We start from the raw sequence: 15,252 nt of genomic DNA on the forward strand, positions 1-15,252 counted from the left end.
GTGGAGTCGCAGCGGGCGTCCTCGCCCGTGCGAAGAGGTAGGGGATCCCCTACTGCCGGGGTTCAGAGCGACAGTATGGAAACCTTCCCACATCGCACGCTAATGCAGCGATGCGGCTCTTCACAAGGGGACCTGCTCCCTGGGGCCCATATTCGTTACCCGATTGTTTTGTACGCTTGAACGGGGTGCTTCTCAAGCCCTAGGGTCGTATGGCAACGATGCCAGCTTTTCCCCAGGAAGGACCCGATGTCACGCATCCGCCGATTGCTGCTGCTCGGACACACTCATCACGACGTCGGTTACACCAACAGCCCCCGGATCATCGACGGGATGCACGCCGAGATCGTCGGCGAGGTCCTCCGTCTGGCCGCCGAGGACACCGGCGGGGCCGAGGACCCGGACCGCTTCCGCTGGACGTTCGAAGTCGCTCGTCCCGTCCTGAACTTCCTCCGCTCGGCGACGCCCGCGGAGGCCGATCGGCTGCGCGACCTCGTCGCCGAGGGCACCCTCTCGGTGACCGGCGGGTACCTCAACCTGACGCAACTGCCCGACCTCTTCGAGTTGGAAGCGGCCTATCGCTCGCTGCAGACGATCCGGGACGCCGGCATCCCCGTCCGGACCGAGCAGCACGGCGACGTGAACGGCATCGCGTGGGGTGCCGCCGATGCCATGCTCGATGCCGGTATCGACCGGCTCGTCATGGCACTGAACCCGGATCACGGCCGGGCGCCACGCGAGCAGCCGAGCGTGTTCTGGTGGGAGGCGCCCTCCGGGCGGCGTGTGTTCACGCTTCTCTCGACCCACTACGGGTTCGGAGAGGAGTGGGGCATCGTCGATGGGGATGCGGAGCTCGCCGAGCAGCGCATCCTCGCGTTCGTGGAGCGCCTGGACACCCGCGAGGACTACCCGTTCGACACGGCAGTGGTGCATGCCGGCAACGACAACCGCTGGCCGACGGCGCTGTTCACCCGCGTCGTGCGCCACTGGAACCAGCGGCATCCCGACCGGCCCATGGAGACGGCGACGATCGACACGGCGATGGATGCGCTGGCCGCGCAGGCGCCCGCCGAGCTGCCCGTGCTGCGCGGGGAGTGGGCGGACTGGTGGTCGCACGGTCACGGGTCCACCGCCCGCGAGGTGGCGGTCTACCGCGAGGCACGCCGATTCGCCCGCTCCGCCCGGGCGGCTTTCCGCCTCGCCGCCGAGCGCGGCGAAGGGACTCCCGCGCTGGCAACCGTCCTGGGCTACCGCCGCGGTCCGGTCCGCCTGCGCGACGAGGCAAAGCTGGCCGCCGCCTTCGAGCGCGTGGATGAGGACCTCCTCCTGTTCGGCGAGCACACCTGGGGGTCCTGGGAGACGTACTCCAAGCCGCACTCGAACTTCAGCCACTCGCACGGGAACGCGAAGGCCGCGTTCGCGTACAGCGCGTGGGACTGGGCGCGGGACCTGAACGTCGAGGCCCTCTACCGGGTCGCGGCCTCCGGCGAGGCGCCGGCGCAGGCCGAGGGCGTGCTGGTCGCCAACCTCAGTGATCACCCGCGGCGCGAGGCCGTCGAGGCCGAGGTCGAGGGGCCCGAGGCCGGCAAGCGCAGGCGCGTCACCCTCGTCGCCGACCTCGCGCCGTCATCCGTCGCGGTCCTACCCGTCCCGTCGCCCGAACTCAGCCCGCGGCCGGGCACGACGGTGGAGGCCGGACGGTTCCGGGCGACCGTCGATCCCGCACGCGGCGGAGTGGTCTCCCTGCTCGACCGATCCACCGGACGGGAGCTCGTGGATGCGCGGGCGCCGCACGGACTCGGAGCCGTCGTCACGGAGGCGGTCACCGCCGCCGGCCGCGCTTACGCGATCTTCGGCAACCCGAAGAACTTCAACCCCGACTTCCCCGGCCCGGACTTCGAGCGGCGGCACTCCGGTTCGAGTGAGGCGCCGCGCGTCGTCCAGACCGATGCCTACGCGCGCATCCACTGGTCGAGCGTCCTGCCGGGTGAGCTGACGGCGACGCACACGCTGACCCTGTTCCGGGACCTGGACGACATCGACCTGGCGGTCCGCATCGCCAAACCGGAGCGGTTCGGGCCGGAGAGCGTCTTCGTCGCCTTCCCGTTCGCCGTGGCCGAGCCGGAGTTCCTCCTCGAGACCGCTGGGGCCGTGTTCGCGGCCGACCGGGAACAGCTGCCCGACACCTCCAAGGACTGGTATTCGATCCAGCATGCGATCGGCGTACGGAGTGCGGACGGCTCCACGGCGATCCTCTGGGGCACGGTGGATGCTCCACTCGTCCAGCTGGGCGGGTTCCACACGGGCGAGTGGGCGCGGAGCCTGGAGGCGCCCGCCGGCCACCTCAACAGCTGGGTGATGAACAACCTGCACTTCACGAACTTCCAGGCGCGGCAGGAGTTCACCGGGACGCTGCACTACCGGTTCCGGCCGGCGCCGGCGACCGGACTGCGCGAGGCGACCGCCGAGTACGGCGCGGCGCTGGCACTCCCGCTGCAGGCGCGGGCGTACGCGGGTCCAGCGGGTCACCCAGGCCGATGATCGCGGACTTCCCCACGGTTCACCGGAGTTCCCCACGGTTCACCGGGCGTCGCTAGGCTGGCCGACGGGGTTCGACCACAGCGGACGAACGGGGAGGGCGCGCATGACGGGGGACGACGGCCTGGCGATCAGGATCCGGGGGCTGCACAAACGGTTCGGCGAGAAGTATGCCGTGAACGGCATAGACCTGGATGTGCCGTCCGGCAGCTTCTACGGTCTGGTCGGCCCGAACGGCGCCGGAAAGACGACGACGCTCAGCATGGCCACCGGGTTGCTGCGGCCCGACGCCGGCGAGGTCCACATCCACGGTGTCGACATGTGGCGGCAGCCGCTCGTCGCCAAGGCGATGGTCGGCGTGCTCTCGGAGGGCGTCCGCCTGTTCGGGCGGCTCACGGGCCAGCAGCTCGTCGAGTACGCGGGGCTGCTGAGCGGGATGGACCGGCCGACGGCGCAGCAGCGCACTCACGACCTGCTTCAGCTGCTCGACCTCGAGTCCGCCGGCGGCACGCTGGTCGTCGACTACTCGGCCGGTATGACCAAGAAGATCGCGCTGGCCACCGCGATGGTGCACGCGCCGCGCGTCCTGGTGCTCGACGAGCCGTTCGAGTCGGTCGACCCGGTGTCGGCGGCGAACATCCGCGACATCCTCCGCTCGTACGTCGACGGCGGCGGGACGGTCGTGGTCTCGTCGCACGTGATGGACCTGGTCGAGCGGATGTGCGATCACGTCGCCGTCATCTCGGCCGGCCGCGTCCTCGTCGCCGGTTCGGTGGATGAGGTGCGCGCCGGATCGACGCTCGAGGACCGCTTCGTGGAGCTCGTCGGCGGCCGCCGGGTCGGGGAGGGGCCGGAGTGGTTGCGACACTCGTAAGGCTGCGGCTCCTCGTCCTCCGCAACTCGTTCCGGCGCAGCACCAGCCAGCTGGTGGCCGTCATCATCGGCGCGCTGTACGGATTGATCGGGCTGCTCGTCGTGCTCGGCGGGCTGCTGGCGCTCTCCCTCGCGCCGGCCCAGGTCGCCACCACCGTCGTCGTGCTCGGCGGGTCGGCCGCCGTGCTCGGCTGGGCCGTGTTCCCGCTGCTGCTGTCGGGCGTCGAACAGACGCTGGACGCCGCACACCTCGCCGTGTACCCGATCCCGCTGCGTCCGCTCATGCTCGGGATGCTGCTGAGCGGAGTTGTCGGCGTCGCCGGCGCCGCCACCACCATCGCCGGGATCGGAACGGCCCTCCCGTGGCTGCGGTCTCCCGGTGTCGCGCTGATCGCCGTGGTGACGGGCGTGCTCGGCGCCGCGACCTGCATCGTCGTATCGCGCGCCGTAACCTCCGTTGCGAGCGGTCTCGCGTCGGGCCGGCGCTTCCGGGAGGCGAGCGGGCTGCTCATCCTCATCCCGCTCATCCTCGCCGGGCCGATCGTCATCGGCATCACGCGGGGTCTGCGGTCCTCGGCGGATGCGCTCCCCGGGGTGGCGGCCGGCCTCGGCTGGTCACCGCTCGGCGCGGCGTGGGCCGTTCCCGGTGCCGTCGCCGTCGGCGATCTCACCGGCGCTGCACTGCGGCTGCTGATCGCGCTCGCGACCTTCGCGCTGCTGTGGAGGGTGTGGCGCTGGGGCCTCGCCCGCTCGCTCGTCACACCCGCGCGGGCCTCGTCCCGGGTCCGGGCTCCCGGAAAGTCCGGGCTGTTCGGCGTGCTGCCGGGCAGGCCGGCCGGAGCGATCGCCGCCCGCTGCCTGACCTACTGGTTCCGTGACCCGCGCTACCTCCGTCAGCTGCTCGTCGTGCCGCTGCTGCCCGCGATCATGTGGTTCTACTCCAGCCTCAACCATTCGACCGGATACCTGTTCGCGGCGGGGCCGGTCGTCGCCTTCGCGCTCGGGATCGGGATGATCGCCGACGTCTCGTTCGACTCGACGGCGTTCGCCCTCCACGTCTCGAAGGCCGTTCCGGGCCGGGCCGATCGCTGGGGACGCGCGTCGGCCCTGCTGATCTTCGCCGTTCCGGCGGTCGTGCTCATCGGCGTCGGAGCCGCGGCCGTCAGGGACGACTGGCTTCCGGCGCCGGGACTGCTCGGGCTCTCCTTCGGGATCCTGCTGAGCGGCGTCGCCGTGTGCTCGGTGACCTCTGCGCGGTTCGTGTTCCCGGTGCCCGAGCCGGGCGACAACCCGTTCCGGTCACGACCGGGTGCGAACATCTCGCTGCTCGGCCCGACCTTCGCGGCCTGGGGCGTCATCGCGCTGCTGTGCTTGCCCGAGATCGTGCTGCTGGTCGTCTCCCTCGTCACGCGCGAGGCTGCGTGGGGCTGGCTCGGACTTGCGGTCGGAGTGGTGCTGGGCGCGGTGTTCCTGGTTCTGGGAGTGCGGCTCGGGGGTCGCGTACTGGATGGGCGCGCGCCGGAGCTGCTGCTGCAACTGCGCAAAGACGGCTGAGCCCGACCGGACGCGCGCGCCCACGTCCAGACGGCGACGCGACCGGTCAGTCCGCCAGGGTCTGCTCGCAGGCGAGCAGGGTCACGCCGACGCTCCAGGCGTGCGAGAGCGTCAGCAGCATTCCCTTCGGCTGGAAGCATTCCGTCTGGTAGTACCGCTCGCTGACCATTCCGCGGTAGGCGTTGAAGTCGCCGTCCTGGCGGGCGATGAACTGGCGGAAGCAGGCGAGGGTCTCGTCGGCGCGCTCGGCGTAGTGGGGGTCGCCGAGGGCGGCCGAGAGCTCGCGCAGCTCGGCCGTGCAGACGAGTCCGTACGCGTGGAGGTGCTGGTTCGACGGCGACGCATTGTCGGCGCCGCGCGAACGGAAGCCGTACGCGCCCAGGAGCGTGTGCTCGGGGAACGAGACGTCGTAGCTGTAGCGGAAGGTCAGCATCCAATCGGCGGCGCGCCGGGCGACGTCCAGCCAGTGCGGATCGCGGGTCGCTCGGTGGAGGGCGACGTAGGCCGTGACCGCGGCGTAACCGTCTTCGGAGGTCGGCGCGAGGTCGACGTCTTCCGGGGCGCCGTGGAGGAACTCCCGGTCGACGAACTGCTCGTAGTAGCGGCCTGCGGCGAGAGCTGCCGGGAGGTAGCGGTCGGAGCGGCCGGCGGCCTCCACGAGTGCGGCGATCCAGGTGAGCCCGGACGCGCCCGACCACGACAGGACCTCACCCGTCTCCGCGTGATGCACCGAGCCGAGGTTGCCATCGGCGCGCTGACGTCCCACCACCGCGTCGAGGTTCGATCGGATGGCGTGCTCCCACTGGTCGTGCGGCGTCAGCGCCTGCGCACGCACCAGGAACAACGTCGCCTCGGCGAGCGTGCGCGAATGCAGGCCGCGCTTCAGCTCGGTCCAGCTCTGCGTCCAGCCGTGGTCGCGGTACCAGACGCCCCAGAAGGTGCCAGAGGGCGAGAGGGATGCGGTGATGAAGTCGATGACGCTACGTGCCGCCTCCACCTCTTGGGCGCGCGCGGTGCGCAGACCATGCGCCAGCAGGGCGTACGCCCAGGGGATGCCGCTGACCCAGCCGACATGCATCGCCTGCCGGTCGACGGTGAGGCCGTCGCGGCCGCTCACCTCGCGGTCGAAGCCGACGGTCTCCAGCAGGACACCGGGATCGGGGTCGTAGTGCCACGTCAGCAGCCCGTCGGCCGTGAGGTCTGCTGCGGTGGCCACATCCACCCAAGGCTCGAGGGGCGCGGTCGGTTCCGACTCGGCGCGCAGGGCGCGCAGGATGGGCGCATAGGCGTGGCGGGACGGCTCCAGTTCGAAGACGCGCAGTTCGAGCTCGACGACCTCCTCGGGCTCGAAGCGGTGCGTCGCGGCGTCGGCCGACCGGGGACGAGCGTCGCCGTAGTACGTGACGGGGTACTCCCGGTAGGGGAAGCGGATGCTCAGGGTGGCGTCGCCGCTGGCCGGGTCGTGCGCGAGACCGAGGCCGGTGAGCCCGAGGGGTGACGTCTCGGCGGCGGCGAGCGCGAGGCCGCCGCGTCCCGCACCCGCCCAGGCGAACACGGCCGGCGTGGCGGCCCGGTCGGCGCGGAACTCCCAGGCGTCGCTGACGAGAGCCGCATGCTGCTCGGGGGAGTCGGCGCCGATCTGGAAGCGCGGGAACGCGCGCGCGTTCTCGGCCGGGCGGTTCTCGCCGTAGAACGCGCCCGGGATGAGCCACCACGGATCGTCCGCGTCCGCCACCACGGCTTCGACCAGCACCGACGCATCCACCGCGTCGCCGCCGCGATAGGCCACCCGCAGCCGCAGCGTCCATCCGATCTCCGCCTGCTCCCAGTCCTCCTGCACCTCGAACGCGCCGACGCGGGCGGGGACGGTGCTGGGGAGGGTGCCAGGAACGACGGTGACACGGATCGTGGGATGCGCGGTCACGAGAGGGGGCGCTCGATCAGGTCGACCTCGCGCACCGGCTCGGCCGGGTCGGCCGGCACCACGAACGTCCGCAGCTGGGACGGACCGAAGTCCTCCTCGATCGTGCGTCCGAGGAGGGGCAGCTCGATGCGGGAGCGTCCGCCTTCTCCGCGCGTCTCCACGGCGCGCACGACCACGTCCGCTCCGCCGGGTGCGGCCGTCGCATCCTCTGTGCCCTTCAGCGCGGTGACCATGACCGCGGAGCCGCCGTCGCTCGCGAACGAGTTCACGGGAGGCAGCACGCCGTCGTGGAACGACTCCTGCATGGCCCGCACCGGATTGCCGAGTTCGAGCGCCCGGCGGATCGGATCGGCCGCGCGCCAGTCGCCGCCGTGGGGCACGAGCTCGTACCGGAAGCGCTGGATGCCCTGATCCTGGAACGAGTAGATCCCGTCTGGGTCGAGCAGCCGCGGGTCGTGCCACGAGTAGACCGGGCTGCGCACTGCTGTGACGCCGATGCTCGGCTGCCGTCCGCTCTCGTCGGACCCGGGCGACACGTCGTACGCATGCTTGTTCGTCGTGACCACGGTCAGGCCCGCGGCCGTGCCGGCGACCGTCCCCGTGAGGTCGACCCACGACTGCGCCGGCTCCTCCGCGCCGTCCACGGGACGCTCGAGGTGCCCGAACGGGATCTCGTACGTCGCCGTCGGGTCCTCCAGCACGGTGGGGAAGCGCAGCTTCAGCAGGTGCGCCTGCTCCCGCCAGTCCAGCGTCACATCGACGCGCAGGACGAGCGAGTCGTGGTCCAGGATGAGCTCCTCCACCAGGGTGGATGCGCCCCACCCGCGCTCGATCCGCACCCGCGATCGCAGCGGCCCGGTCTCGCGCACGACGATCCGCTTCAACTCCATCGTCGCGCCCGGCCACGCGTAGGAGATGACGCGATGTCCCCAGGTGTCTGTCGGATCGTCGTTGACCTGGGTGTGCTGTGCGCCGTCGACGCCGGCCATCAGATCCACGCCGGTCGCCTTGTCCAGGTAGGACGAGATCCAGCCGGTCCCCTGGTCGATGCGGATGCGGGCGTGGTCGTTCTCGAGCGTGTGCTCGCTGACCGTCAGCGCACCAGAAGCGGCACCGGGGCCGGGGCCCGGCCGTAACCGGTACAGGCGGTAACCGAGCGCCGGGACGTCCGCCCGGAACACCACGGCGCCGCGCGAGACGTCATCCGTCGTCGCCGTCGACTGGGAGTTCTGGAAGACGACCGTGGCGCCCTTCTCGTCGACCACGTGCACGCCGGCGCGCTGGCCGCCGTACTGGAAGTCGACATCCACCGACACCGGCCAGGGGTGCGGGTTGAAGACGATGACCGGCTGCGTCCCGTCCTCACGGTCGACCTGCACCTGGCGGGCGATGACGTTGTGCGCCCGGGTGACGATCCGCTTGGAGATGGCGACGGCCTCCCCCAGCTGGTCGCGCGCGTCGTCGTACGAGGGCTCGATCGCCGAGCCGGGGAGGATGTCGTGGAACTGGTTGAACAGCACCTGCTTCCACGCCGTCTCCAGCTGGTCGCGCGGGTACTCGACGCCGTCGCTCGCGGCGACGACGGCCGCCCAGCGTTCGGCGTTCAGCACGGCGAACTGGGCGCGGCGCTGCCAGGCCTTGATCCCGGAGTGCGACGAGTAGCAGCCGGGCGCGTGGTGCTGCAGGTCGTCGCGGTGGACCGGGAGCGCGTCCAGGAACGCCTCGCCGCGGCCGAGCACCTCGTCGAAGTAGGTGCGTGGTGAGGACATCGTCATCCTTCCGAAGGAGCCCATCCGGTCGTAGCGGTGGATGGACTCGATGTTGGCGATCGTCGGCCCGCCGCCGTGGTTGCCCACTCCGTAGAAGACCATCGCGGCCGCGTTCTCACCGAAGCCGACGCTGCGGTCGAGCGCCGCCAGCGACTTCTCGGTCTGGCCGTCGACGGAACCGCCCGGGCTGCCGTACTCGAACGGGATGCGGTAGGCGAGCACCCGGGAGCCGTCCGGCGCCTCCCACCAGAACAGCGACAGCCCGAAGTCGGACTCGTGCGGGCCCGGGCGCAGGAACGTGTACGAGTCCATGCCCTGCCCGCGGAGGATCTGCGGCAGCATCGCGTTGTGGCCGAACGGATCGACGTTCATCCCGACCGTCGCAGGGATGCCGAAGCGCGACTCCAGGTAGCGCTGGCCGTACAGCCCCTGCCGCACGAAGCTCTCGCCCATCGGCATGTTGTTGTCCGGCTCCACCCACCAGCCGCCGACGTTGACCCAGCGGCCCTCGGCGACACGGCGCCCGATCTGCTCGAACAGCTCGGGATCGGACTCCTCCACCCAGCTCAGCAGCACGATCTGGTCGCAGGTGAAGACGAAGTCCGGGTATTCCTCCATCCGCTGGATGGCGGACCAGAAGGTGGCGCGCGCCTCCTGGTAGCCCTCCTGCCACGGCCAGAGCCAGACCGGGTCGAGGTGGGCATTGCCGATCATGTGGAGCGTCCGCTGCGGAGTCGCCGTGGGCCGCTTCGCCGGCGCCAGGTCGCGCGGCTGGCTCCCGGCGGGCGCGTTGGCGACGGGAGCGGCGGCGTCCGCCGACGTCTGCCCGAGAACGCTCTCGCGCGGGTGCTGCGCCGCATCCACCGCGACCTTGTCCGGCGTCTCCCCGCCGATTCTCGGAGTGTCGACGGGAGAGCTGCCGGAGCTCGTGGCGCGGGTGTCCGGGGTTGTCACAGTGCGTACTCCTCGTCGCCGTCGGCCCACGCATCCACGATCTCAGAGAGCACGTGGAGCATGAAGGTGTGGAATTCCTGGATCCGCGGGGTGGTCGTGGATGGACTCAGCAGCGCGTAGTCGGCGAACGCCCGCGCCGGGCCGCCGTCGCCTCCACCGAACAGCACCGTCGTGGCTCCGGCGGACTTCGCCGCTTCGAGCGCTGAGACGATGTTCGCACTCCGCCCGCTCGTGGTGAAGGCCGCGACCACGTCGCCCGGGCGGGCGAGCCCCTGCACCTGGCGGGAGAAGACGTCGTCGTAGGAGTAGTCGTTGGCGATGCAGGTCATCGTGGTGGGGTCGGTGCTCAGCGTGACGGCGCCGAGCGGCCGCCGGTCGCGCTTGTAGTGCCCGATGATCTCGCCTGTGAAGTGCTGGGCGTCCGCGGCGCTCCCGCCGTTGCCGAACGTGTACAGGATGTGTCCGCCGGCGAACGCGTCGCAGAGCAGCTTCCCGACCTCGCGTAGCGACGGCAGCACCTGCTCGCCCTGCTCGGCGACCTGGATGTGCGCCTCCAGCTGTTCATGCATCCACTCAGCCACGGTGGTCTCCCTTGCGGTCTGTTGCGCCGGCACCGGCGAGCTGGTCGAGCCGGTCGAAGGCGACGGCGCCGGCGCCGACGACGCACACGACGTCGCCGAGGCCCGCGAGGACGACGGTGGATGCGGCGGCCGCCGGCGCCATGGCGGCAGCCGCGACGCGCTCCCGCACGGGGACGACGAGGGCGTCGCCGGAGCGCGTGACGCCTCCGCCGAGGACGACGAGGTCGGGCTCGAACACGTTGACGAGGTCGGTCAGGGCGACGGAGAGCGCGTCGACGGTCTCGTCCCAGAGCTCGGTCGCCAGCGGGTCGCCCTGGGCTGCGGCCGCGACGACGTCTTCCGCGCGCACCTCGGCCAGCTGCGTGAGCGTGGAGTCCGCACCGCGCTCGGCGACGGCCTCCCGGGCGCGCTGGGCGATCGAGGTGCCCGACGCGTACCCCTCGAGGCACCCGCGTCGGCCGCAGAGGCACGGACGCCCGCCGGTGCGCACGAGGACGTGGCCGAACTCGCCGCCGTTGCCCGCAGCGCCGCGGTGCAGGCGGCCGTCGATGACCGCTCCTCCGCCGATCCCCGTGGAGATCGTGAGGTACACCATGGTGTCCGCGTCGCGGGCGGCTCCGTACCGGAACTCGCCCAGAGCGCCGGCCGTCGCGTCGTTCTCGAGCACGGCCGGGACCCCGAACTCGCGCTCGGCGAGCTCGACGATCGGCAGATCGATCCAGCCGGGAAGGTGCAGCGGTCCGGTCAGCACGCCGGTCTTCGCGTCGAGTGGCCCACCGCACGAGATGCCGACGGCCTCGACGCGCCGGCCGGACTCCGCGATCGCCCGATGGCCCATCGCGAACAGTCTGGGAACGATCGCACCCGGACCCTCCTCGCGGCGGGTGGGCTCGACCGTCAGTGCATGGGTTCGTCCGTCCTCCGTGACCACACCGACGGCGAGCTTGGTGCCGCCGATGTCGAGTGAGAGGACGGCGCGGGGGCCGTCTGCCATCTTGTCCTTCCAAGGGATGTACGACCCCGCCTGCGCTGGTGGATCGTGTGGGATCGTTCCCACAGATACTAGGCCGGACGCCCCCGAGCGGTCAACACGGCAGGCCGCCGTACGCCGAAATCGCTCGCGCGGCCGTACGGCCGGGGGCCGGTCCGCGGTGTGTGCTGCGGTTCGGAACGTATGCGGCTGCTCGCCCCGCCGCACGTGTTACGGAGACCCGCACACGCGTGTGGCCAGGGGCGCGTCGCGAGGGACGCGCCGTCAGGCGAGGGTGGCGGGGGCGATGGTGTCGGCGACGGCGTCGGCGGCTTGGCCGTAGCGGACGGTGCCGATGGTGACGTCGGCGGCCAGGCGCTGGCGCTTGCGTGCGACGTCGGGGGCCTGCACGGCGAAGCGCAGGCGCACGGTCTCGTGCGGGGCGGCGAGCGCCGACGCCCGGGGCGGGACGCTCCATCCCTCGGGGGTGACCAGGTCGGCTGCGATCTCGCGCTCGTCGTCGTAGGGGTTCACGACGACCACCTCGTACTCGAGCGCTGCGCCCGGTGACACCCGCTGGTAGAAGGGCTCGAGGAGCACGACGTTCCCGTCCGCCGGCGGCAGCATCCCGTCGTCGGGCAGAAGACCGTCGTGGATGTCCGCGAGCTCGTCGCCCTGCTCGGTGAGCAGTTGCAGGTAGTCCTCGTCCACTTCGCGGCCCTGCCAGTGGCCGGTGATCATGAGACCGGGGGCGACCCGCCGGTACAGCGCTGCGCTCTGGATGAAGTCGTCGCGGCGGAACCGGTTGCGGTACTGATAGTTGAGGATCTCGCGCTGCACCCCGAGGCGGCCCTCCGCGGTCTGCTGGTCGCCCGTCGCCAGCACTCGCACGCCGTCGACCTCGAACTCGAATGCGGCCGCGTAGAGCGTGTGCCCCGGCAGCTCGTGGGTGACGATCTCGTACTCGCGCCAGCGGACGGTCTCGCCGAGACCGAGCACACGATCCGCGGGGATGGGCTCGAACCACTGGCAGGGCAGGTCCATCCGCATCGGGTCGGCCATGACCGGGGCCACGTTCTCGGGCAGCCAGACCTCCGTGCCCTCGACGTCCCGCAGCAGGTTGAAGCCGGCGATGTGGTCGTCGTGGTAGTGCGTGCCCAGTACGACCTCCACGGAGGTGACCCCGAAGTCGCGCTTCAGCGCGGGGAGGGAGGCGAGCCACGGCCGGCGCGCGGCGCGATCCGTCCCGGCGGGCCAGCCGGTGGACATGTCGTAGCCGTAGTCGATGAACAGTGCGGCGCCGGAGTCGCTCAGGAGGACGTAGACGCAGGAGTTCGCGGTGCGGTTCAGCAGCAGGTGGTCGGTGAGGCGGACGAACGGACGCTCCAGCCAGTCGCGGAGGTCCCACGGGTTGGTGCGGCGCGAATCGACGTACCCGCTCATCCGTCCGGCGAGCTGCTCGAGGGCGTCGATCGCGTCGGGCATCGGCTCGCCGTGCGAGGGCAGCAGGATGGTCGGCTCCTCCTCCTGCAGGAGCATGCAGGAGAGCACGTTCATGGCCGGGCCCTCGTTCTCGGTGTACGACCACTGGGTCGCCGCGAGGGACCACACCTTGCCGGGCGCGTAGATGAGGTCGCCGGTGAAGGCGACCCGTGTGGGCTGCTCGCCGGCACCTCGCTCGACGAGGTAGGTGACCGAACCCATCGTGTGGCCGGGTGTCGGGATCGTCTTCACCTCGATGCCGCCGAAGACGGCCGAGCGGTACTCGGGCACGGTGCCGGCGATCGGCACAGGATCGAGCAGCGAGAACCGGTCCTGCCGCAGGTTGTAGTCGTTGTAGAGCGCCCGCGCGGACCACATCTCGTCGACGCGGGCGAACAGGTCCTGCTCCACGGGAGGCACGAACACCGGGATGCCCGCAGCGACCGCGCGCGGAAGTCCCTGGCCCTGGTCCCTGTGGTGGTGGGTCATCAGGATGGCGTCGAGGGTCTCGAGGCCGAGCTCGCCCAGGTGGTCCAGCACGTCGCCCGAGCCGAAGTCGATCGCGATGGCGCCGGCCGGGGCTCCCGCCGCGCCCGCAACGCCGGCCGCACCCTCCGCGGTCACCACGTACACGTTGCAGGTGTCCGTGAACCGGTGGACCCCCGGCGCCACCTGCGTGAACGCGCTCATACGGCGGTCGGCTCCTTCGCGGCGCGTTCGCCGCGGGCCGCACGGTAGCCGCGCCACAGCGCGGCGATCTCGTCGAGGTCCGCATCGGTGACGGTCTCGCGGCTGTTGTCGATCGACTCGACGTAGTAGAGCGCCGGCACACCGAGCTCGGGCTGGAGGCGCGCGTAGGCGAGCCACTCCTCCCGGTTCGGCATCGGCCACTGGTCCGTGTCGATCGGGTGTCCCGGGAGGGACGCGGCGGCGATGTCGTGGCGGTATCGCAGCTGGTCGCCGACGGGAACGGGGTCGCCGTGCACCGAGTCCTCGAGCACGTCGTTGAGGCGCACCATGCCGGTGACGTCCGAGAACGAGGGATGCACGGTGTGCGTCACGACGAGGGCATCCGGCTTGATCGCGCGAGCGGCGTCGTGGATCGTCTTGACGATCGCGTAAAGCCCGGCCACCCCCCAGACGCCGTCGGCGTGCGTCCGCAGCGTGACGCCGGAGGGCGCCCGTTGCGTGAAGTCGACCTTGAAGCCGTCGGCGTCGAGGCCGTCCGGCGACAGCATCCGCGTCACCTGTCCGGCAAGCGCCTCCAGGTAGGCGGGGTTGGAGGGGTCGACGGCGACCGGGCGGCCGAAGGGGTCGCGGACGGTGAGCTCCGGTGGCAGGCCGGCCGGGTCCCACGCCTTGAACCAGAGCAGGACGCGCTGACCGGCGGCGTGGCGCGCGTCGATCCACCCGCGCAGATCGGGCCACTTGTCTGTGTCGACCGCATTCGTGCCGTAGTCCGCCTGCCAGCGGTCGTCGATGACGATGGTGCCCGGGTGGATGTCGCGCTCGGCCAGGCGGCGCAGCCACCGGTCGTACAGGTACTGCCGCGCCAGGTCCGGGGCGAAGGCGGCGCCCGTGGGGAGGACGAACCCCTCCGGGTTGTCCGTCGCCAGCGACTCGCCCTCGTGGCTCATCCGCACGGCGAGGGCGCACTGCGCGCCCCAGCCGCAGAAGATCGGCTCGCGCCACCAGTCGGCGGCCTCCGGAGCCGGCGGCGCCCAGCCGTGCGCAGCGAGGTCGTCGCGGTAGTCGCGGATGGCGCTGAGCGGAGCGCCGGCCGGCCGCAGCACGAAGTCGGGGGACACCCATCCGCCCGCCTGCACGCGCGTGTGCCCCTCGTACGTGAGCCGGAACAGGAAGCCGCCGTCGATCGCGTCGTAGCGGAACGTGGTGAAGCCGAGCTGGGCGACCGGCGCGACAACGGAGACGCCGAGCCAGTCGCCGACCGGCATGTCGGTCGGCCCGTGCGCAGCGGAGTCCGAGATGAACGGGCGGCCCAGCGCGAAGAGGAGCGGCGGCGGCGAGAAGATCCCGTGGAGACGGCCGGGCTCGGCGTCGCCGACGACGCCGAGCTGCGCCTGCGTATTGGAGGGCCGGACCACCTGGATGGGCTCGGTCGGGGTCGGCACGAACACCGACGGGAAGCGGATGCCCGAGCGGAACGTCCCGGAGGCACCGGTGGGCAGGACCGCCTGGCCGCCGAAGATCGTGAGGTCCGCGATCCGGGCGTCGTCCTCCTCGGTCGTCACCTCGATCCGGGCGCGCACCTCGCTGGGGGTGCAGTGGAGCACGACGGCCTTGGTCGCCCAGGCGCTGGAGTCCATCAGCACGGTGACCTCGACAGTCCCGTCCGCGCGCTCCTCGACGGTCACGGCCGTCGGCCCGGAGGACTCATCGGGCACGCCGACGCGGTCCACGCTCGCGAGGAGCGAGAGGTCGCTCCACAGCTCGCCGTCCGGGCCGGCGATGGTGGCGCGCGGCCGGGCGAGGGCGACGCCCAGCGTGTAGGCGGGGGCGGCGAGCACCACCTCGGTGGCGTGGCGCGTGACGGTGATGTCCTGGATGGTCTGCATGGTCCTCGGTGTGGGGGGAGTGAGGGGCTGGCGT

General features: G+C 71.5%; 9 protein-coding genes. 3 read left to right on the forward strand and 6 right to left on the reverse strand.

All coding sequences use genetic code 11. The features are described from left to right. The first annotated feature begins 246 nt into the window (after positions 1–246). The 3 genes from ACPYOG_RS01965 (at position 247) to ACPYOG_RS01975 (ending at position 4,962) form a co-directional block, all read left to right on the forward strand. Positions 247–2,538, forward strand: coding sequence for a glycoside hydrolase family 38 N-terminal domain-containing protein (locus tag ACPYOG_RS01965; protein WP_481292579.1), 2,292 nt, complete (start codon positions 247–249; stop codon positions 2,536–2,538). A 103-nt stretch (positions 2,539–2,641) separates the two neighbouring features. Continuing rightward, complete coding sequence (locus tag ACPYOG_RS01970; RefSeq protein ID WP_481292580.1) at positions 2,642–3,409, forward strand: ABC transporter ATP-binding protein; 768 nt, start codon at positions 2,642–2,644, stop codon at positions 3,407–3,409. Next, positions 3,391–4,962 carry a transporter gene (locus ACPYOG_RS01975; RefSeq protein ID WP_481292581.1) on the forward strand — a complete coding sequence of 524 codons (1,572 nt, stop codon included), beginning with the start codon at positions 3,391–3,393 and terminating at the stop codon, positions 4,960–4,962. Before ACPYOG_RS01970 ends, ACPYOG_RS01975 begins: the two co-directional genes overlap by 19 nt. Positions 4,963–5,008: 46 nt before the next feature. On the opposite strand, the gene ACPYOG_RS01980 is transcribed toward ACPYOG_RS01975, so the two are convergent. The 6 genes from ACPYOG_RS01980 to ACPYOG_RS02005 form a co-directional block, all read right to left on the reverse strand. Then, positions 5,009–6,886: an NACHT domain-containing protein gene (locus ACPYOG_RS01980; RefSeq protein ID WP_481292582.1), complete on the reverse strand. Its 1,878-nt coding sequence runs from the start codon at positions 6,884–6,886 to the stop codon at positions 5,009–5,011. After that, positions 6,883–9,609, reverse strand: a complete 2,727-nt coding sequence (locus ACPYOG_RS01985) for an alpha-mannosidase (RefSeq protein ID WP_481292583.1) — start codon at positions 9,607–9,609, stop codon at positions 6,883–6,885. The genes ACPYOG_RS01980 and ACPYOG_RS01985 overlap by 4 nt, the downstream gene beginning before the upstream one ends. Next, complete coding sequence (locus ACPYOG_RS01990) at positions 9,606–10,190, reverse strand: D-sedoheptulose-7-phosphate isomerase (protein WP_481292584.1); 585 nt, start codon at positions 10,188–10,190, stop codon at positions 9,606–9,608. The genes ACPYOG_RS01985 and ACPYOG_RS01990 overlap by 4 nt, the downstream gene beginning before the upstream one ends. Then, the gene (locus ACPYOG_RS01995) at positions 10,183–11,184 is read right to left on the reverse strand and encodes an ROK family protein (protein WP_481292585.1); all 1,002 of its coding nucleotides are present in this window, start codon (positions 11,182–11,184) and stop codon (positions 10,183–10,185) included. The genes ACPYOG_RS01990 and ACPYOG_RS01995 overlap by 8 nt, the downstream gene beginning before the upstream one ends. 261 nt (positions 11,185–11,445) lie before the next feature. Then, positions 11,446–13,332 carry an MBL fold metallo-hydrolase gene (locus ACPYOG_RS02000; protein WP_481292586.1) on the reverse strand — a complete coding sequence of 629 codons (1,887 nt, stop codon included), beginning with the start codon at positions 13,330–13,332 and terminating at the stop codon, positions 11,446–11,448. Then, positions 13,329–15,218, reverse strand: coding sequence for an alpha-amylase family protein (locus ACPYOG_RS02005; protein WP_481292587.1), 1,890 nt, complete (start codon positions 15,216–15,218; stop codon positions 13,329–13,331). Before ACPYOG_RS02005 ends, ACPYOG_RS02000 begins: the two co-directional genes overlap by 4 nt. Positions 15,219–15,252 lie beyond the last annotated feature (34 nt).

It is taken from the genome of Leifsonia sp. HAY1-4F (assembly GCF_056755275.1).

Bases quoted from the DNA above. Each gene is read 5' to 3' on its own strand.
- ACPYOG_RS02005 (WP_481292587.1), bottom strand. From the start codon at position 15,218: ATGCAGACCATCCAGGACATCACCGTCACGCGCCACGCCACCGAGGTG.
- ACPYOG_RS01965 (WP_481292579.1), top strand. From the start codon at position 247: ATGTCACGCATCCGCCGATTGCTGCTGCTCGGACACACTCATCACGAC.
- ACPYOG_RS02000 (WP_481292586.1), bottom strand. From the start codon at position 13,332: ATGAGCGCGTTCACGCAGGTGGCGCCGGGGGTCCACCGGTTCACGGAC.
- ACPYOG_RS01970 (WP_481292580.1), top strand. From the start codon at position 2,642: ATGACGGGGGACGACGGCCTGGCGATCAGGATCCGGGGGCTGCACAAA.
- ACPYOG_RS01995 (WP_481292585.1), bottom strand. From the start codon at position 11,184: ATGGCAGACGGCCCCCGCGCCGTCCTCTCACTCGACATCGGCGGCACC.